Annotated in this window: 18 protein-coding genes and 1 pseudogene; 13 read left to right on the forward strand and 6 right to left on the reverse strand. The window is 63.6% G+C overall.

The genetic code is table 11. The features are described 5' to 3' along the window. Window positions 1-7: 7 nt before the first annotated feature. Together sucD and P73_RS19980 are read left to right on the forward strand one after the other, a co-directional pair. Window positions 8-907: a succinate--CoA ligase subunit alpha gene (sucD, locus tag P73_RS19975; protein ID WP_043870953.1), complete on the forward strand. Its 900-nt coding sequence runs from the start codon at window positions 8-10 to the stop codon at window positions 905-907. A 7-nt stretch (window positions 908-914) separates the two neighbouring features. Next, complete coding sequence (locus P73_RS19980) at window positions 915-1883, forward strand: 2-hydroxyacid dehydrogenase (RefSeq protein WP_043870954.1); 969 nt, start codon at window positions 915-917, stop codon at window positions 1881-1883. Window positions 1884-1986: 103 nt separating this feature from the next. Here the strand turns inward: P73_RS19980 and P73_RS19985 are convergent, their stop codons facing one another. Next, a complete protein-coding gene (locus P73_RS19985) occupies window positions 1987-2580 on the reverse strand; it encodes a TetR/AcrR family transcriptional regulator (RefSeq protein ID WP_043870955.1) in 594 nt (197 codons plus the stop codon). 282 nt (window positions 2581-2862) lie between these two features. Here P73_RS19985 and P73_RS19990 point away from each other — a divergent pair, with 282 nt between their 5' ends. From P73_RS19990 to P73_RS24595, 8 genes are all read left to right on the forward strand, one after another. Beyond that, the gene (locus P73_RS19990; RefSeq protein WP_043870956.1) at window positions 2863-3777 is read left to right on the forward strand and encodes a tetrahydromethanopterin S-methyltransferase subunit H family protein; all 915 of its coding nucleotides are present in this window, start codon (window positions 2863-2865) and stop codon (window positions 3775-3777) included. Further along, window positions 3774-5000, forward strand: a complete 1227-nt coding sequence (locus P73_RS19995) for a uroporphyrinogen decarboxylase family protein (RefSeq protein WP_082033310.1) — start codon at window positions 3774-3776, stop codon at window positions 4998-5000. The genes P73_RS19990 and P73_RS19995 overlap by 4 nt, the downstream gene beginning before the upstream one ends. A 24-nt stretch (window positions 5001-5024) precedes the next feature. Beyond that, window positions 5025-6875, forward strand: a complete 1851-nt coding sequence (locus P73_RS20000; RefSeq protein ID WP_043870957.1) for an MtaA/CmuA family methyltransferase — start codon at window positions 5025-5027, stop codon at window positions 6873-6875. Between the two features lie 65 nt (window positions 6876-6940). Beyond that, complete coding sequence (locus P73_RS20005) at window positions 6941-7255, forward strand: zinc ribbon domain-containing protein (protein WP_043870958.1); 315 nt, start codon at window positions 6941-6943, stop codon at window positions 7253-7255. 81 nt (window positions 7256-7336) lie between these two features. After that, entirely contained in the window at window positions 7337-8428 is a 1092-nt protein-coding gene (locus P73_RS20010; RefSeq protein WP_043870959.1) for a ferredoxin--NADP reductase, read from the forward strand. 3 nt (window positions 8429-8431) lie between these two features. Beyond that, a complete protein-coding gene (locus tag P73_RS20015) occupies window positions 8432-9646 on the forward strand; it encodes an amidohydrolase family protein (RefSeq protein WP_043870960.1) in 1215 nt (404 codons plus the stop codon). After that, complete coding sequence (locus tag P73_RS20020) at window positions 9639-10496, forward strand: methylenetetrahydrofolate reductase (RefSeq protein ID WP_052453443.1); 858 nt, start codon at window positions 9639-9641, stop codon at window positions 10494-10496. Before P73_RS20015 ends, P73_RS20020 begins: the two co-directional genes overlap by 8 nt. After that, a complete protein-coding gene (locus P73_RS24595; protein WP_139267197.1) occupies window positions 10493-10822 on the forward strand; it encodes a hypothetical protein in 330 nt (109 codons plus the stop codon). Before P73_RS20020 ends, P73_RS24595 begins: the two co-directional genes overlap by 4 nt. 354 nt (window positions 10823-11176) lie before the next feature. Here P73_RS24595 and P73_RS20030 read toward each other — a convergent pair whose 3' ends face one another. Then, window positions 11177-12361, reverse strand: a complete 1185-nt coding sequence (locus tag P73_RS20030) for an MFS transporter (RefSeq protein WP_043870961.1) — start codon at window positions 12359-12361, stop codon at window positions 11177-11179. Between the two features lie 24 nt (window positions 12362-12385). After that, a complete protein-coding gene (locus P73_RS25765; protein ID WP_139267198.1) occupies window positions 12386-12781 on the reverse strand; it encodes a hypothetical protein in 396 nt (131 codons plus the stop codon). Window positions 12782-12801: 20 nt separating this feature from the next. On the opposite strand from P73_RS25765, the gene P73_RS25190 reads away from it, so the two are divergent. Continuing rightward, a protein-coding gene (locus P73_RS25190; protein WP_144401203.1) for an IS630 family transposase occupies window positions 12802-13760 on the forward strand; the annotation gives its coding sequence in 2 pieces (ribosomal slippage) (window positions 12802-13143 and window positions 13146-13760; 957 coding nt in all). A 34-nt stretch (window positions 13761-13794) separates the two neighbouring features. On the opposite strand, the gene P73_RS20045 is transcribed toward P73_RS25190, so the two are convergent. Continuing rightward, the gene (locus P73_RS20045) at window positions 13795-14679 is read right to left on the reverse strand and encodes an aldo/keto reductase (protein WP_043870962.1); all 885 of its coding nucleotides are present in this window, start codon (window positions 14677-14679) and stop codon (window positions 13795-13797) included. Window positions 14680-14816: 137 nt separating this feature from the next. Here P73_RS20045 and P73_RS20050 point away from each other — a divergent pair, with 137 nt between their 5' ends. Beyond that, the gene (locus P73_RS20050) at window positions 14817-15452 is read left to right on the forward strand and encodes a TetR/AcrR family transcriptional regulator (RefSeq protein WP_202966920.1); all 636 of its coding nucleotides are present in this window, start codon (window positions 14817-14819) and stop codon (window positions 15450-15452) included. A gap of 43 nt (window positions 15453-15495) precedes the next feature. On the opposite strand, the pseudogene P73_RS26715 reads toward P73_RS20050, so the two are convergent. Next, a pseudogene (locus tag P73_RS26715) lies at window positions 15496-15690 on the reverse strand (winged helix-turn-helix transcriptional regulator). Between the two features lie 775 nt (window positions 15691-16465). On the opposite strand from P73_RS26715, the gene P73_RS24600 reads away from it, so the two are divergent. Then, window positions 16466-17122, forward strand: coding sequence for a 4'-phosphopantetheinyl transferase family protein (locus tag P73_RS24600; protein ID WP_139267174.1), 657 nt, complete (start codon window positions 16466-16468; stop codon window positions 17120-17122). Here the strand turns inward: P73_RS24600 and P73_RS20060 are convergent. Beyond that, window positions 17089-17652: a sigma-70 family RNA polymerase sigma factor gene (locus P73_RS20060; protein ID WP_052453447.1), complete on the reverse strand. Its 564-nt coding sequence runs from the start codon at window positions 17650-17652 to the stop codon at window positions 17089-17091. The two genes, P73_RS24600 and P73_RS20060, sit on opposite strands and share 34 nt — an antisense overlap. Between the last annotated feature and the right edge of the window lie 65 nt (window positions 17653-17717).

The following is a 17717-nucleotide window of genomic DNA, read 5'->3' on the forward strand; positions in this document are numbered from 1 at the left end:
AACGGACATGGCCATTCTGATTGACGGCAAGACCCCGGTGATCATCCAGGGATTCACCGGACGCATCGGATCGTTTCACGCCGCCGAGATGGTGGATTACGGCACCAATGTCGTGGGCGGGGTCACGCCGGGAAAGGGCGGCGGCACCCATCTGGACCTGCCGGTCTTCAACACGGTGAAGGGCGCGATCGAGGAAACCGGCGCCGAGGCGTCGCTGGTCTTCGTGCCGCCGCCTTTCGCCGCGGATTCCATCATGGAGGCGGCGGATGCGGGCATCAGGCTCTGCGTCTGCATCACCGACGGCATCCCCGCGCAGGACATGATGCGCGTCAAACGCTACATGCGTCGCTACCGGTTCGAGAACCGGATGCGGCTGGTGGGACCGAACTGTGCCGGAGTGATCTCTCCCGGACAGGCGATGATGGGCATCATGCCCGGTCACATCTACACGCCGGGACGGGTCGGCATCGTCGGGCGCTCGGGCACGTTAGGCTACGAGGCCGCGTCGCAGATGCAGGCGCGGGGCATCGGCGTGTCGACCTCGGTCGGCATCGGCGGCGATCCGATCAACGGCTCATCCTTCCGCGATATCCTCGAACTGTTCGAGCAGGATCCGGGCACCGACGCCGTGGTCATGATCGGCGAGATCGGCGGCCCGCAGGAAGCCGAGGCCGCGCAATGGGCGCGTGAGCACATGAAAAAGCCGCTCATGGCCTATGTGGCCGGGCTCTCCGCACCCAAGGGCAAGCGCATGGGCCACGCCGGCGCCATCGTCTCGGCCTTTGGCGAGTCCGCACAGGAGAAGGTGGAGATCATCCGCGAGGCGGGTCATACGATCGTCCCTCATCCGGCGGCGTTCGGCGAGACGGTCGAGGCCGTGTTGTCCGGACAGATGACCGCGGCGTGATCCGGCGATGGCACGGCCTCAGATCCTCCTGACCCGGAGATGGCCGGCCGCCGTGGAGCGGCGGCTGGCGGAAAGCTACGACGCCACCCTTAACGCGGAGGATCGTCCGATGAGCCCCACCGAGATCGGTGCGGCGCTGCGGACCTTTGACGCCGTCTGCCCTACGGTCAGCGACGCGCTGCCGGCGGAGGTCTTCGCCGGCGTGCCCAGAGGTCGGATGCTTGGCAACTACGGGGTCGGCGTGAACCATATCGATCTCGACGCCGCGCGCGCCGCCGAAGTGGTGGTCAGCAACACGCCTGGTTGCCTGACCGATTGCACCGCCGATCTGGCGCTGACGCTCATGCTGATGCTCGCGCGGCGCGCGGGCGAGGGCGAACGCGAACTGCGGGCCGGACGCTGGACCGGCTGGCGGCCGACGCATCTGATCGGCACACGGATCGGCGGCAGGGTGCTGGGTATCGTCGGCATGGGGCGCATCGGCCGCGCGACCGCCCGCCGGGCTGAGGCGGGGTTCGGCATGAAGATCGTCTATTACAACCGCAGCCTTCCGCCCGCCGAGGAGATGGCCGGGCTCGACGCCACGCGGCTCGACTGCATCGACGCAGTGCTGGAGGCGGCCGACATCGTCTCCCTGCACATCCCCGGCGGTGGGTCGAACCGCCATGTGATCGACGCCCGCCGCCTGTCGCTGATCGGGCCCGCGGGGATGCTGATCAACACCGCTAGAGGAGATGTGGTCGACCAGGCAGCGCTGATCGCGGCGCTGGCCGAGGGGCGGCTCGGCGGCGCGGGCCTCGATGTCTACGACGGAGAGCCCTCGGTGCCCGCCGCTCTGACGCTGATGGAAAACGCCGTGCTGCTGCCCCACCTCGGCAGCGCTACGGACCGGACACGGGAGGCGATGGGGATGATGGTCGTCGACAACCTCGACGCGTTCTTTTCCGGCCGCGACCTGCCCAACCGTGTCGCATAAGATCGCCACGCGACGCATGCCGTCGGAGGCGGCGGTCTCCCGCGCCGCGGGCGAACTGCTGTCCACAGGCGTGGTGCGCACCATCCGGATCGGAAACTGTCTGTCAAGCGACGGCGGATTGCGTCTTGCGCGGCCAGGCGAGGATCGCGGCCTCCGCGGCAATACGGGCGCTGCGCGCCGCCTCCCGATTGCCCTCATAAGCCGAAATGATCGCGCCTTTCATCAAGATGTGCCACATCTCGGAAAACTGCTGAGGCCGTTCCAGCCCCGCATCCTGCGCGAAACCCGAAATGATCGACCGGATATTGCCGAGATGCCGCGCCGCCGCCCGGTGGATCGGCGAGTTCATCTCGCATTCCAGCAACACATTGATGAAGGCACAGCCCTCGTAATCGCGCTTGTGGAACCATTCGTCGAACAGATCGAACACCGCGAGCAACCGCTCGACCGGATCAGCCGAGCGCTTGCGTACCTCGGCTTCGAGCCAGTCGCGGGTCCAGATGTCCTCGCGCATTTCGAGAAAGGCGAGCACCAGCTCGTCCTTCGATCCGAAATGCTTGTAGAGGCTCGCCTTGGCACAACCGGAATCGGCAAGGATCGTATCGATGCCGACCTGGTTCGTTCCCCGGCTGCTGAACAGCCTGTAGGCGGACCGGAGGATCCGGTCCCGCGCGCCTCTGGATCGGCCTTCGCTCATGTCGGTTTCGCCTCTGCAATACGGTTCGGTCACGAACCCGCCTGTCGCACGGGTCCGTCTGACTCAGAGGAATAGGGGGGATGAGACGGAAATACAAGTCTGTGCGCCGGATTTCGAAAGAAATCGGCATAGATCGCCCTCCGAATGACCAACGATCAAGCGCAGGAAATAACGAATAACTTCCACGCTCAGGAATGATGTATTGCATTTGTAAATAGACAGACTAGTCTGTCTTTAAGAATCGGGCTGGAGGAGCCCGGAAAATATCAGGGAGGAAAGCACATGGCCGAGCCAAAGCCGGTCCGTATCGGAAATTGTGTCGTGGGCGGACCGCTCGGGTCGCATACCGGGCTCGCGGTGGGAAGCATCTTCTACGACAATCATTCCATCGTCGAAGATGCGTTCAAGGGAAGCTTCAACGCCGAAAAGGCCGCCGGTTTGATCGACCGGGTCAACGGACTCGCCCGGCGCCACGGCATCCAAATGGCCTTTGACGTGATCGGCTCGGATCCCGATGCCTTCTGCAAATTCATCGACTTCACCGCTGATCGGACCGATCTGCCGCTGCTGCTCAATGCGACCGAAGCCGAGGTGCGCATCGCGGGGCTCGAGTTCGCGGCAAAAAAGGGCATCCTCAACCGCGCGATCTTTGCCTCGCTCAACGAGGATACCGAGGACGAGGAGATCGAGGCGCTCGGGCGCCACAAGCCCGCCGCCGTGATGATCCTCGCCAATGACGTTGGCGATCCGACGCCCGAAGGATCGATCGAGATGATCCGCTCCCATTTCCGGCCCATGCTCGACGAAATCGGCTGCGACTCCCCGATCGTGGACCTGGGGGTGATGGACGCGCCCTCGGTCGGGATCGCGATGCGCGGCATCCAAGCGGTGCGTGAGGAATTCGGCTATCCCGCGGGCTGCGCCTTTTCCAACTGCTTCCCGCAGTGGACCGGGCTCAACTCGCTCGGCAAGGATTACGTCAACCTCTCGCTCGCCACGGCGATGGTCTGCTGCCGCATGGCGGGGGGCGATTTCCTGCATTACGGCATCATCGAGAAATCCCGCGCGATGGCCCATGCGCTCGGTTCGGCCGAGGTGTTCCTCGGCTTCGCGGCGATGGAACTGGACGGCCAGCAGCTTCCCGAGGGTCACGCGCTGCTGAAGATGTTCAAGCTGGCCGAGGCCAAGGCCGCATGAGCGCCGGACCGCATATGCTGGCGCAGACACTGCGCGAGAGGGTGCCGGTCGATATCGGCACCAGCTCGCTCACCGCGGTGCGCGCCACCGCCATCCCTGGCCGCCACGTGCCCAACGTCGCGCATCCGGTGTACGAGACGCTGCCGCTCGCCGCCGGTGAATGTGCCGCGCTTGGCTCGGACTTCCAGCGCGTCGGACCGCTTTGGCCGCGGCCCGGCCGGCAGGAGGAGGAGCTGACCGATGCCTATGGCGTCGCCTGGCTCGAACACGAGGGCAACAGAGCGCCCTTTCGGCATCCTCTGGAGCAGGCCGAATGGGGTCATCTGGCCCGCCATCCCCGCCCCGCGCTGCCCGAGCACGTACAGCTTGCCCAGGACACGCCTGCGCTGATGACGGTACTCGATGCGCCCTGCCCCGGCCTGCTCGACACCTGTTTCCTGCTGCGCAACGGCTGGCAGTTCATGACGGATCTGACCGAGGATTTCCGCGTCGCGAGCGCGCTGCTCGACTGGGCGCTGGACACGATCGAGGCCTCCTATGACGCGGTGCTGGCAGCGCTGCCGGAAGATCCGGACGTGATCATCTATGGCGACGATCTCGGCTTCGAATCCGGCATGTACCTGTCCGACCTGGATTTCCGCAACTTCATCTTTCCACGTCTCCAGACCTTGCTGACCCGGCTGCGCCGCAAGTCCGGCGCCTTGCTCTGCTTTCATTCCTGCGGCGCGATCCGGTCGATCTGCGGCGATCTGGCGGAGCTGGGCGTGGACATGATGAACCTCGATTTCTACGCCAAGAACATGATCTTGGCCGATGTCCGCAAGGCACTGCCCAAAGACATGATCCTTCACGGGCCGGTCAACCTCGCCGCCATCGGTCGCGCGGTGGAGAACGCCGACGGTGCCGCGCTGGCGATCCTCTCCGAGGAAGTCGCCAATGCCGCGCCCTGCATCGTAGCGCCCATCGACAGCATCGGCAGCTACGAGGACGCCCGGCACAACTTTCGCGGCGCAGCCTTTGTCCGGGCGCTTTCGACCGAAGATCTCAGGGCTCTGCGCAGATACGGGCCGATCAAGCATGTGATCGACAGGGCGGCGGCCGAGGCGTCGGGCTGTCAGATGCCCGAACTGGGACTCCAAGAAATCCGGATCGGGACGATGCCGCGGCACGCCGCCGCTCCCGATATGCGGGGCCGGTCCGGCGACCGCCCGCGCATTGTCTGAAGCCTGAACCAGGGAGGAAATGGAATGGCACAGCAAATGACCAGCCGCGAAAGGGTTTTCGCGGCCGTCACGATGACCGAATTGCCCGACCAGGTGCCCGTCGTGCCGCTGCTCATGACCCGCGGCATCCGCGAGGGCGGCGTGCGCGTGGACGAGGTTCTGCTCGACGGCGAGGCACAGGCCCATGCCAAGAAGAAGTCGCTCGACAAGTTCGGCGGCGATGTGATCATCGCGGGCACCGATCTGTTCACCCCGGTCGAATGCGTTCCGGGCTGCGAACTGGACTATCTGCCCTATGCCCAGCCCTCGCTGGTCACCCATCCGACGCCGACGAAGGAGGCATTCTACCGCTTCAAGGAGAAATACGAGAAGGAGGGCTTCCAGCCGTCGAAGCGCGTTCGCGCCATCCAGGACGAGATCCGCACCTATGTGAAAATGGGGCTGAAGGATACCCATGCTATCCCCACGCCGGTCGGCGGCCCGATCACCACGGCGCAGCTCATGACCGGGTCATCGGAATTCCTGCAATTGCTCTCGGACGATCCGGACTATGCGCATGAGGTGACCAAACTGGCGCTCGATATCGTCAAGAACGTCTGCCGCATGATGTTCGAGGCGGGGGCGGACGTGTGCAACATCCTCGATCCGTTCAACTCGTCCGACATCCTGCCGCCGGAGGTCTATCGCGAGCACGGGCTTCCCTATCAGAAGGAACTGTTCCGCTACATCAACGAGGATCTGAAGGGCATCGGCTTTACCCACACCTGCACCTTCACCCAGCCAATCTGGCGCGACATCGCCGGCAACGGGTGCCTCAACTTCAACGGCGACATGTATCCCGGCATGGACAAGTGCAAGCAGGCCATCGGGGGGCAGATTTCGCTGATGGGCACGCTCTCCCCCTATTCCACGCTGATGCACGGCTCCACCGACGCCGTGCGCAACGAGGTCAAGAAGCTGGCAGCCGAAGTCGGCTACAACGGTGGCTTCATCTGCATGCCGGGCTGTGACATCGACTGGAACATTCCCGAAGAGAACATGCACGCGATGATCCAGCAATGCGCCGAGATCAAGTATCCGATGGATGTCGCCGCGCTCGGAGATCTCTCGGAAGTCTATCTTCCCGGCCATCCCAAACATCCGGGCAAGCGGTCCTCCTCGGCCGAGGAAGACCAGAGCGTCACCAAGTTGAAGTCCCGCAGCGAAGATCTCTCACCCGTCGAGGAGGTCAATCAGAAGCTGGTCGAGGCGATCATGGAATACGACGGCGAAAAGGCCATCGAATGGACGAAGAAGGGGCTCGAGCGGGGCATGACCGCACAGGACATCGTCTTTGACGGCCTGTCGCTCGGTATGAAGATCGTCGGCGACATGTACGAGCGCAACGAGCGCTTCGTGACGGACATGCTCAAGGCCGCCAAGACGATGGACAAGGCGATGCCGGTGCTGACCCCGCTGCTCGAAGCCGCCGGCGACGGCGACGGCCCGACCGGAACCGTGGTGGTCGGCCTGGTGCGCGGCAATACCCAGGACATCGGCAAGAATCTGGTGTGCCTGATGCTCAAGGCGAACGGCTTCAACGTCATCGACCTTGGCAAGAACGTGAAACCCGAGCAGTTCGTCGAGACCGCCGAGAAGGAGAATGCCATCGCCATCGGCATGTCGGTGATGACCAACTCCTCGTCTGTCTACGTCGAGAAGACTAAGCAGCTTCTCGAAGAGCAGGGCAAGGGCGACAAGTACCTGCTGATGTTCGGCGGTGCTGCCGCGAATGTCGGCCTGGGACGTCAGATCGGCGTCGAGTATGGCATCGACGCCAATGCCGCGGTGAGCCTTGTGAAGGACCATGTCGCGAAGCGGGCGACGGCCGCCTGAGCCTCGAGCAAGGGGGCTCCCGCATCCGGGGCAGGAGAGGGAACCTCATCCCGAAAGGAGAAGCGATGCCGATCTACACCTTCCGATGCGAGGATTGCGACGCGGAGCGCGAGGTCATGGCGGAGTTCGCCGAGGCCGAGGCGCTGGAGCTTCTGTGCTTCGCCTGCGGTGGCACGATGCGGCGGGCGCCGGTGATGACGCTCAATGTCATCGGCCCCGCGATCCGCGCGAAGAATGCCGAAAGGGCCTCCGAAGAGAGGGCTTACTTCGCCAAGGCCTGCGGCCACACCCATGCCTGCCGCTGCGGGGTGAAACTGACCCGGCAGAACCCGTTCAGGCAGGAAATCCGCGCCGCGCACGGGTTTACCGACGAGAACTGACCGGCACCGCGCAAGACACGACCGACTGCAAGATGATCTGGGAACACCGCCTGTACGCGCGTTTCCCGGCAAGGAGGATTTATGGCCACCTATCCGCTCAAGGTTTGCGAAAAACGCATGGAGTGCAACGACACGGCAAGCCTGTGGCTGGATGTGCCACAGGATCTGGCCGGCGCCTTTACCTACCGGCCGGGGCAATTCCTGACCGTGGAAAACGACGACGGCGGCGATCTGATCTCGCGGCAATATTCGTTGTCGTCCTCGCCCGGCGCCCATCCCAGACTGCGTATCACCGTAAAAAAGATCGAGGGCGGGCGTATGTCCACCTGGCTCGTGGATCAGGCCGGAGAGGGCGACTATCTCGAGGTCCAGACCCCGCGCGGCCGCTTCTTCAAGGATCTGGACGCGCCGCATCACGTCCTGATGCTCGCCGCCGGGTCGGGCATCGCGCCAATCCTGTCGATCGGTCGCTGGCTGCTGGAATCAAACCAGGGCCACACCGTCACCTTCGTTTACGGCAACCGGACCCCCGACACGGTGATCCTGGCCGACGAGATGGCCGAGATCGCCGAACGCCATGCCGGAATCTGCCGGATCGAACACGTGATGAGCCGCGCGGGAGAGGACTGGACCGGCGCCCATGGTCGCATCGACCGCGCCTATATCGAGGCGCATTTTGCCAGCTGGCAGGCCGCATCCGAGCTGCCGATGGTGGCCTATATGTGCGGCCCCGAAGGCTTCATGGATTCCGCCGAGGGCGCGCTGATGAGCGCCGGGCTCTCCGCCTCCGCAATCCACCGCGAAAGCTTCGACATGGTGCTGGAGGACGATGAAACCGAACCGGGCCTCGAAGTGGTCGCCGAAGACGATCCCGGCGAAGATGGTCCGCCCGCCACGATCGTCGCCGTCGTCGGAGGCGAGGAATACGAAGCCGACTGGCAGGAGGGCGAGAACATCCTCGCCGCCCTGCTGCGCATGGATGCGGACGTCCCCTTCTCCTGCCAGGAAGGCACCTGTTCCTCCTGCATCTCCAAGCTGACCGCCGGGCGGATCGAAGTGCGTCCCGGTGTGCTGCAAACGCTGCGAGAGGACGACCTTGCCGAAGGGCTGACCCTCGCCTGCCTGTCGCGCCCACTCACCCGCACCATCCGCATTGATTTCGACGAGATCTGAGCCATGCACAATTCCCTTCTGCTGACCAACCTGCACTTGCTCACGCTCGAGGGCGAAACGCCCGCGACAGACCCGCTTCCCGATGCGGTGGTCGCCATCGAGGACGGGCAGTTCACCTATGCCGGTCCGAAGGCCGGGTTTCGGGGCGACCTGTCGGCGGCGCGCGACATGGGCGGTGCGCTGGCCCTACCGGGGCTGGTGGCCTGCCACGCGCCGCTGCTCTGGCTTGGCGAGGCCGCGCCCCCTGCCTCGCTCGACGCCACGGAATACCGTGCGCTCGCCCGTCGGGTGGCCGAAGCGACCACCCGTGCCGATGAGAACGCGCTGCTCTCGGCGCTCGACGAACGGATCGCCCGGCTGCGTCGCTCCGGCGTAACGGCCTGCGAACTGAAATGCGGCTTTGGCGCGACCGCAACGGACGAACTTCGGCTGACCGCGCTCCTGCGCCGGGCCGCAGGAGATCTGCCCGTGCAAAGCCGCATCACGCTTTTCATCGGACACCAGTTTCCCGAGGACAGCGATCCGGATGAAGTCCTTGCCGGGATCGAAACCACAATCGTGCCGGAAACCTACGCCCTCGGCTGTGCCGACGCCGTGGAGGTGTTCTGCGACGAGGACGCGGCGCTCGATCTCGACCAATGCTCGACCATCCTCGAACTCTACTACAAAAAGAAGACGCCAAGCCGGGTCTCCTGCGACCGGTTCGAGGATGCCGCGGGCGCGACGCTGCCCGCCTCCTTCTATTCCCGTGCCGCCACCTTCCTGAACCACACCGACGAGACGGGGCTCGACGGCCTCGCACGCGTCGGAACGGTGGCTGTTCTGATCCCCGAAGCAATGGAGCGCGATACCGGAGCGCCGGCACCGCGGCTGGACGTGCTACGCGCCTCCGGCGCACGCATCGCGTTGTCGGTCCACGCCGGCCCGGACGGCGGCGACTTCGACATACTGGCAGCGATGCGCGCCGGGTACCGGCGGCTCGGCCTCACGCCCGCGGAATGCCTTCTCGGTGTGACGCGGCACGCGGCCAGGGCGCTGGGGCTCGACGACAGTGCTGGTGTGATCGCGCCAGGCCGCCCAGCCGATCTCGCCCTCTTCGGAGCACAGACTCCTTCCGACCTCGTTACCGGCGACGCCGACTGTCTCGCGGTCATCCGCAATGGTGCGCTGGAGGTCTTCGACCAAACCCTTAGCCAAGGATTGACCGCCAATGCCTGAAGCAAGCCTGTCCGTGCTCCCCGCCCGCCTGATCGACGGCGACATCTCCCTCGAACTGCCGCCGGACGCAGTCGACAAGTTCAGGCCGGACGCGAAGGTGCTGTCGCCGGGAGCCAAGGTCTTTCTGCCGCATCTGGAAGGCAAACCCCCGGAGCAGCAGGTCGCGGCGGCGAAGGCGTTGATCGATATGGGCTACACACCCGTCGTGCATCTGGGCGCGCGCCATTTCGCCACCGAGGCCGATTTCGTTCGGCATCTGGAGGCGCACAGCGCCAACGGCGTGACCCATGCACTGTTTCTCGGCGGCAATCCCGCGCGGTATTCCGGCCCCTTCGGGCAGGCGCTCGACCTGCTGCACCATCCGTCTCTGCACGACAGCGGCATACGCAGGGCCTTCCTCGGCGGCTATCCCGAGGGACATCCCGACATTTCCGAAGACAGGCTCGACGCGGCGCTCTCAGCGAAGATCGACCGTTGTCACGACATCGGGCTTGCCCCTGAGGTCGTCACGCAATTCGCCTTTGACGGCGAGGTTCTGGCAGGTTTCGCATGGAGGATGCAGGCGCGGCATCCCGATGTGCCCGTCCGTCTCGGCCTCGCCGGCGTGACCTCGCTTCCCAAGCTGATCCGCTACGCGATCATGTGCGGCGTCGGACCGTCGCTTTCGGTGCTGAAGAAATCGTCCGGCAAACTCCTCGGCGTGCTCGCCGACAAGGACCCGTCGGATGTGGCCAACGTCATCGAGCAGCGGATCACGGATCACGACGGGCGCGTCGAGTTGCATTTCTTTCCCTTTGGGGGATGGCAGAAGACGCTCGACTGGCTTCAGCGCTATCGGGAGACGCCATGACCTGCGCGCATGGAGGACCTGCGGCACCGGCGATGCCCGTGGGCCGCTTCCTGAAGCGGGACGAAATTCGGCAGCTCAAGCGCAAGTGCCGGGAGCGGAATGCCGATGCGGCACTCGTACTGCTTGAACACAGCATTCGGTGCGGTCACCGACGCCTGGCCCTGCGGCGCCTTTTCGTCGCGCTGGAGCTTGGTGCGATCTGCACGTCGAGGCATATGCGATATTGCCACTTCGTTGCCAGAGCCTACAGCCCGGTGGAACTAGATGAAATCCGCCGGGGCGCGCTGAGCGACACCGCCGACAGGAGCCAAACCCGGCCCCCGTAAATTCCGCCCGCCGGACTTGAGATGCTCAAAACCAAAACTCTCCCTTGCACTCCGGACCGCCCCTTACAAGGTCTCGCATCGGCCAAGGCTGTTCCGGGTACGCGCGTTTTACCTGCCCTCGTGCAAGACCGCCAATAACGTCTTGTGCAGAAGGAGTCGGCAACCCGAGATAATCTAGGATCCTGCATAGCCCCGTTGCCGCCCATAATAACGAGCCTTCTCGCTATCCCTGCAGCCTAGTACCGGAATATCTGATATTCCCACTGGGACAAGTGTTAAGAGGCACTTCAAGTCGGGCGGATAACAAAACGGCCGGGATGCAGCGGCCATTGCGGTGTCGACCAGGTAATGCGCTCAACTGCGGGCCCAACCCGTTTTGCGCTCGCGGAAGATCGAGATCGCCACCACCGCGCCCGTGGCCGCGGCTGCCGTGAAGACCAGAAAGGCCAAGTGGAATCCCCCTGCCGTGATCAAAGGCTGCGTCAAGATGGGGGAGATGAACTGACCGATGAATAGGCTGAAGGTCAGCGCACCCGAGGCTATGCCGTGATGGCGCATCGGCACCGCATCCAAGGTCGAGTTCAGGAGCGTCGGCACGATCAGCCCCGGCCCCATGCCCACAAGCAAGGAGGCCACGGCAATCATCGGCACCAGTTGCACGTAACTCATCAGCAGGAAGCCCGCAGCCAGCATCAGGAAGCCCGCGCTCAGCACACCACCACGCCCCAAAGTCCGCCGTAGAGTCGGATAGACTATGGCGATGGTGCCCGCAGCCAAGGTCACGCAGACCATCATCAGAGCTGCCGTACTCGCATCGGTATGGCCGAGTTCCCCCAAATAGAAGGCGATCTGCGTCGGCAGAATGTAGAAAATGGAGAAGGTCAGCGCCATAAGCAGCAACCCTGTGCCTAATACCCGCGGCCAGCCTTCCTGCCCCTGCGCGGGCGGGCGACTGCCATCCTTGTGGGAATGGCTCTTCGGCTCCTCCAAGCAAACATAGAGGATCGGCAGATAGATCAGGCCGACCAGGTAGAGCGCGAACGGATAGAAGGCGGAATGGTTGGCCAGCTGTCCCGCCACGGCGATGAATATCAACCCACCGAAGTTGATGAAGGTCATTTGCAGGCCCATGAACCTGCCGCGTTCGGGACCGTGAAAATACTGCGCCACCAGTGCGGTCATCGCGGTCATCAGCAGCGCGACGCCCATACCCAGGATCAGGCGGGTCGCCAGCAGGGCACGCAACGTCGGCGCCCAGAGACCTGCACTGCCGGCCAAGCCGAAAAGCGCGGCACCGATAATCAGCATGACCTTGCGGCCGACGCGATCAATCAGCAGCCCAGCAAAGGGCGCGATCACTGCGACCGTCAGCGAGGGCGCCGTGATCAGAAGCCGGGTCAACATATCGGCATTGGGGGTCGCGGCGAAATAAGCCTCGATCCCCGGCAGTCCGGGACTGATGATGGCATTGGACATGACCGTCAGCGTGGCGGCAAGAAGCAACGCGACAGCGCGACGGTCCTTCAGAAGAGAACCCACGGCAGGTACCTGTGTATATGGGGATTATAATTTACCAAACCTGTAACTTGTTAGAAGAAAACATTCAAGCTTGCGGCGATACCGCGTGGTGCTGTCGTGGGAAGATTGTGTCCACTTGCCGTTGATGAACAGCCGTGGCGGACGCGTCAGGAAGCGCGCGGCCTCGTCGGAATAAGGAAGCTGCGACAGGGGCTTGCTGTGAGATGACATGATGCGGTTCTTCATGGTCAACGCCGGTCGAAGCGATCGGATCGCTGTTTGCAAGCAATACGACTCCATCGGGCGACCCGAGTGGCCGTCCGGCAGGAAGTGCAATGAAGGAAGGGTGAGTGAGAGGTAGCCGTCAAACAGAGCAGCTAAAGCGTTTCGGCTTGAACTTGAATCGGCGGGGGTTTCCTTGAGGTGGCTGATGTGATTCATCCTGTTTGGGAGGATGGATCATGTCAGCACCTTTGCCGAATGCGCTTCGGGCGCGGTTTCAGGAGTATATTGAGGAAGGGTTAAGCGGGCGGGCGGCGGCGTTGCGCCTGAAAGTGTCTGCGGCGACAGGCGCGCGGTGGGCGCGTCAGGTTCGGACCAAGGGCCATGCGGAGCCCGCACCGCAAGGCCCGCCACGTGGTCGGGGAAAGCTGGCAGCGCATCAGGCTTTCCTGAAGGAACTGGTCGCGCAAGACCCCGACATCACGCTCTTTGAGTTGCGCGACGCGCTGGCGGCCGCGGCAGGCGTGCGGGTGCATCATTCTTCCATCGCCAACCTGCTGTCCCGGCTCGGTTTCACATACAAAAAAAGTCGCTGGTCGCCACCGAGCGCGGTCGCGCCAAGGTAAGACAGCAGCGGACTGAGTGGTTCAAGCATCGGCTGCCTGCCATTGCGGCCTTTCCCGAACGCGTTGTCTTTATTGATGAAACGGCAGTGAAGACCAACCTGACCCGTCTGCGTGGCCGGGCCAAGCGGGGTCATCGCCTGACCATGGATGCACCGTTTGGCAGTTGGGGAACCCAAACGCTGATCGCCGGGCTGGCCTCGGATGCTTTGATCGCACCATGGGTCATCAAGGGTGCCATGGATGGCCCCGCCTTTGCCGTCTACATCCGAGAAGTGCTTGTCCCGGAGATCGCCCCCGGCACCGTTGTCATCCTGGACAATCTGGCGACCCATCGGAACAAGGAGGCGGCTCAGGCCTTGCACGACCACGGCTGCTGGTTTCTGTACCTCCCGCCTTACTCGCCGGATCTCAATCCCATCGAGCAAGCATTCTCCAAACTGAAAGCTCACCTTCGAAAGATCGGCGCCAGAACCTTCACCGAAGTCTTCGACGCCATCGGCGCAATCTGCGAGCTCTACGACCCAACAGAGTGCTGGAACTACTTCAAGGCTGCTGGATATGTCTCAGGTTAAAGCCGAAATGCTCTAACCCCGCTTTGCTGACGGTCTAGCCGGCGGAGACGGTCCGGCCTGCCGCGTCGAGTTCCGCGAAATCCTCATCAGACAGCGTGATGGATGCAGCCTGAACATTCTGTTCCAGATGGCGCACCTTCGATGTGCCGGGGATCGGCAGGATGACCGGGCTGCGTTTGAGCAGCCATGCAATCGCGATCTGGCTCGGTGACGCCTCATGCTTCCCGGCAATTACCCCGAGGATCGAACCGGGCTGCGCCAGGGCGCCCGCCGCAAGCGGGAACCACGGAATGAAACCGATGCCGTGATCGGTGCAGTAGTCAACGACGGCGTCGTGTACCCGCGTCGTGAGATTGTACATGTTCTGCACTGTGGCGACGGGGAAAAACTTCGATGCCGCCTCGATCTCCGCGATGCCGACTTCGCTGAGACCAGCGTGACGGATCGTGCCTTCATCGATCAACTGTCTGACGGCATCATACTGTTCATCGGCGGGAACCTGCGGATCGACCCGGTGGAGTTGCCAGAGGTCGATCTGGTCGAGGCCGAGATTGCGAAGGCTCTTGTGCGCCTGCTGGATGAGATATTCCGGCCGTCCGACCGGCACCCAGACTTCGGCGGAGGGGCGCACCACGCCCCCCTTGGTCGCGACCACGAGGCCATCGCGATAAGGATGCAGCGCTTCCCGGATCAGTTCCTCGGAAACATCCGGGCCATAGCTGTCGGCCGTATCGACAAAGTTGATGCCCAGGTCGAGCAGCCGGCGAAGCGTTTTGAGCACTTCCTCCCTGTCTTCGGGTGGGCCGTAGCTGCCCCCTCCTTGACCTGCGAGACGGAGACCGCCGAAACCGAGACGGGCGATTTCGATCTCTCCGCCGATTTTGAATGTGCCGGCGGACTTGGCGTTGGTGTTTGTCATTGTCTGCTCCTGAGCATGATGCCGCCAATGTGGCGGGGTTGCGAGCGGTCGGCGAGGTTTGCCGGGGTTGATCGTCTAACTATTTAATAATGTCCGTTATAAAACAGCGCTTGCATTTTCCGTCAAGGAGTTTTTTAATGACCTTTATGAAAAAGAAGGAAAGACGCCCGCCGGGCAGGCCGCGCAGTTTTGACCGAGAAGCCGCGCTTGAGAGCGCCATGCGGCTGTTCTGGCGGCATGGTTATGACGGCGTGTCATATCAGCAACTGATGGAAGCGATGCAGGTGACCCCGCCGACCGTCTATGCGGCGTTCGGCAACAAGGCCTCTCTGTATAAACATACCTTGGATCACTACTATTGCACCCGGGTTGGCAGCATGTCCTATCTGGACGCCGCCGGCTCCCTTGCTGAGGCAGCGGACCTGTTCCTGCATTCGACCGCTAAAGCGCTTGTCGATCCGGAGGGGGAACGCGGATGCATGATCAATGTCGGCATGCTTGCGTCTCATCCTGACAACGCGGCGCTCACGCAGGACCTGGTGGAGCGCCGCGCCCGGTTTCAGGCAAACATCGCCCAAGCATTTCGGAGATGGGTGCCGACGGATGAAGACGCCGCGAAACTGGCTCGCTTTCTCAATACTATGCTGCAGGGGATGAGCGTTCAGGCGCGAAACGGGGCGACGCTGGAAGAGCTGAATGAAACCATCCAATATGCCCTCCATGGCCTTGGGCCTCTCGATGCCGCCCATTCAAACGACCAGCTTGCCGATTGATTGCTATGACATCGGTATAGGCGGTGCTACCGGCATGTCCCTTTCAGGACCTGATAGAAGCATCATCCTGATGATCGGCCGCTCGAGCTGTCGCGAAATTGTGGATGTCCTCCAGGGCGTGAAGCAGCCGACGCCCCGGATCGGTCAGCCGGTATTCGACCCTCGGCGGCTACTCTGCGTAATCCATCCGTTTCACCAGTCCGTCCTTGACGAGATCCCGAAGATGCTGGGCGAGCATCTTTTGCGAGACGCCAGGCGTGCTGCTTCATCCATTGCCCGTCGTAAGATAGCGATAAACCCCAGCATGAATGGCTATCCCCTTCGATGCCCGGCTTTCCCCAGAGCCCCGAGCATCGTTCCCAGCCGCCGATTCAACCGAACATCGCTCAGATCACAGCCAAGGAGTTTCCGTTTTCACACAACTCCGTACATTCCCGCACCTAATACCCTGAGGGTGTCAGACAACGAATTTCCGCCTATTCTCCATGATCAGGTGGCTTTTACAACGCCATACGCTCTGAGAGTAACTGCAAGCACAGCCAAAGACGCACGCGCAAAATCCAGATTTCGCGCAAGCGGTATTCTCTGAATTGCGACGGACAGTGCGATGCACCTAGAGAATGCAGTCCATCAGCGCTTGCGTCGTCGCGTCGAGTTGCCCGTGGCAAAGGTCGCCCGGCACGCCTTGCACTGAAACCTCGGATCACCGCCTGCGGTCGTCCCAAAGGTGCGGTATCGGGCAGGTGCGAGATCGAGAGGGGCACAAAAGCTGGCGCAGGTCGGGAATCGCGCCGCGGTCTTCGCCCCGGAAGTCGACAGCGAGGTGCGGGAGAGACGCGTGCCCTCCGTCCTCCCCTGCCTCGGGCAGCCTGCCGGAGACGACGGCGGTGATCTCAGGCGGTCTCGACGGGCACTGCCGCGGGCGTTACCCTGCCGCGCGCGCCGGCGTTCTTCCGCGTTCGGCGGCCTCTGCGCCCCGGTCCGACTGAAAGGCCCGCTCGATGATCCAGCCGATGACACCTTCCCTCCCCGAGACGCTCAGACTGACTTGGTGCGGCAGACAGATGGTGATCCTGAGCATGGCCTCCGGCGCGGACCGCGCGCCCGGACCGGACCGCCCCCAGCTGCGGCGCCGGGCGGGAGGGCGGCTGCTGACGGCGGCCCAGCGGGAGCTGGGCCTTCCGGTCCTGCCGGTGGAGCGGGACCGGTTCGGCGGTCCCCTCTGGCCCCGCGGTCAGAGGGGAAGTTTCAGCCACTGGAACGGCACGAGCCTCTGTCTCCTTTCTCCGGACGACGATTTCGACTGGGGCGTCGATCTGGAGGGCCATGCCGGAGCCGACGCGCTTGCCGCGATCTGCGGCGAGGCGGTGTCTTCCGCGGAACGCGCGCTTCTGCGCGGCGATCTCCCGCGCCAGGCGGCGCTCGTCTTTTCGGCAAAGGAGAGTGTCTACAAGGCGGCCCGTCCCCAGGTCGGGCACCTGTTCGGCTTCGACGCGCTGCGCCTGCTCGCCGAACCCGGCACCGGCACCCTTCGGTTCGAACTGACGCGGGATCTTTCACCCGGCCTCGCCGCCGGACGCGCCGTCGCCGTGGGATACCGGCACTTCGCCGGCAGCGTGCTCACCTGGACCGCGCTTCATTCCCCGGCGGCCATCTCCGCCGAAAGCTGATCATGGGCGCTGCGGATGAGCGCATGGACGCGCGATGCCGACAGGTTCATCTCCGCCGCGATGTCCGTCTGGGGACGCGCGCCCAGCCGTGCCTCGACGAAGGCGCGCCGCGTCTTCGGCGGAAGGCGCCCGATGGAACGGGCCATGCGCGCCGCCTGTTCGCGCGCGGCGAGCCTCTGCTCGACGGACGCGGAGGGACAGACGAGCGTCTCGACGACCCCCTCGCAGGGCGTTTCGCGGCTGTGCTTGCGGTAATGGTCGAGGGCGAGGTTGCGCACCATCCGCCGCAAAAGGCCCAGCGGGTTCTCCGGCGCCTCTCTCAGCGCCGCGCTCGACAGACACCGCACTGCCGCGTCCTGCACCACGTCCTCCGCCCTGTCCGGCGATCCCAGGATGCGGATGGCGTCGCACAGCAGCATGTCGCGCTCCTCGACGAGATGGGCCAGCAGGAGCCGTCGCACCCGCGCCCGTTCGGCAGACAGATGAGGGGCGGCATTCGAAAATTCGGCGGAGTGTTTTATCTCAGACATGGCAATCCCGGTGTGGTGGATCAAAAGACCTACCGGGCACAGCGCTGAGTGGATGGGCAACAGAT

Source organism: Celeribacter indicus, from assembly GCF_000819565.1.
Classification (GTDB): Bacteria; Pseudomonadota; Alphaproteobacteria; order Rhodobacterales; family Rhodobacteraceae; genus Celeribacter; species Celeribacter indicus.

Coding starts and splice junctions, on each gene's coding strand:
- sucD (WP_043870953.1), top strand. CDS start 8: ATGGCCATTCTGATTGACGGCAAGACCCCGGTGATCATCCAGGGATTC.
- P73_RS19980 (WP_043870954.1), top strand. CDS start 915: ATGGCACGGCCTCAGATCCTCCTGACCCGGAGATGGCCGGCCGCCGTG.
- P73_RS19985 (WP_043870955.1), bottom strand. CDS start 2,580: ATGAGCGAAGGCCGATCCAGAGGCGCGCGGGACCGGATCCTCCGGTCC.
- P73_RS19990 (WP_043870956.1), top strand. CDS start 2,863: ATGGCCGAGCCAAAGCCGGTCCGTATCGGAAATTGTGTCGTGGGCGGA.
- P73_RS19995 (WP_082033310.1), top strand. CDS start 3,774: ATGAGCGCCGGACCGCATATGCTGGCGCAGACACTGCGCGAGAGGGTG.
- P73_RS20000 (WP_043870957.1), top strand. CDS start 5,025: ATGGCACAGCAAATGACCAGCCGCGAAAGGGTTTTCGCGGCCGTCACG.
- P73_RS20005 (WP_043870958.1), top strand. CDS start 6,941: ATGCCGATCTACACCTTCCGATGCGAGGATTGCGACGCGGAGCGCGAG.
- P73_RS20010 (WP_043870959.1), top strand. CDS start 7,337: ATGGCCACCTATCCGCTCAAGGTTTGCGAAAAACGCATGGAGTGCAAC.
- P73_RS20015 (WP_043870960.1), top strand. CDS start 8,432: ATGCACAATTCCCTTCTGCTGACCAACCTGCACTTGCTCACGCTCGAG.
- P73_RS20020 (WP_052453443.1), top strand. CDS start 9,639: ATGCCTGAAGCAAGCCTGTCCGTGCTCCCCGCCCGCCTGATCGACGGC.
- P73_RS24595 (WP_139267197.1), top strand. CDS start 10,493: ATGACCTGCGCGCATGGAGGACCTGCGGCACCGGCGATGCCCGTGGGC.
- P73_RS25765 (WP_139267198.1), bottom strand. CDS start 12,781: ATGAATCACATCAGCCACCTCAAGGAAACCCCCGCCGATTCAAGTTCA.
- P73_RS20045 (WP_043870962.1), bottom strand. CDS start 14,679: ATGACAAACACCAACGCCAAGTCCGCCGGCACATTCAAAATCGGCGGA.
- P73_RS20050 (WP_202966920.1), top strand. CDS start 14,817: ATGACCTTTATGAAAAAGAAGGAAAGACGCCCGCCGGGCAGGCCGCGC.
- P73_RS24600 (WP_139267174.1), top strand. CDS start 16,466: ATGACACCTTCCCTCCCCGAGACGCTCAGACTGACTTGGTGCGGCAGA.
- P73_RS20060 (WP_052453447.1), bottom strand. CDS start 17,652: ATGTCTGAGATAAAACACTCCGCCGAATTTTCGAATGCCGCCCCTCAT.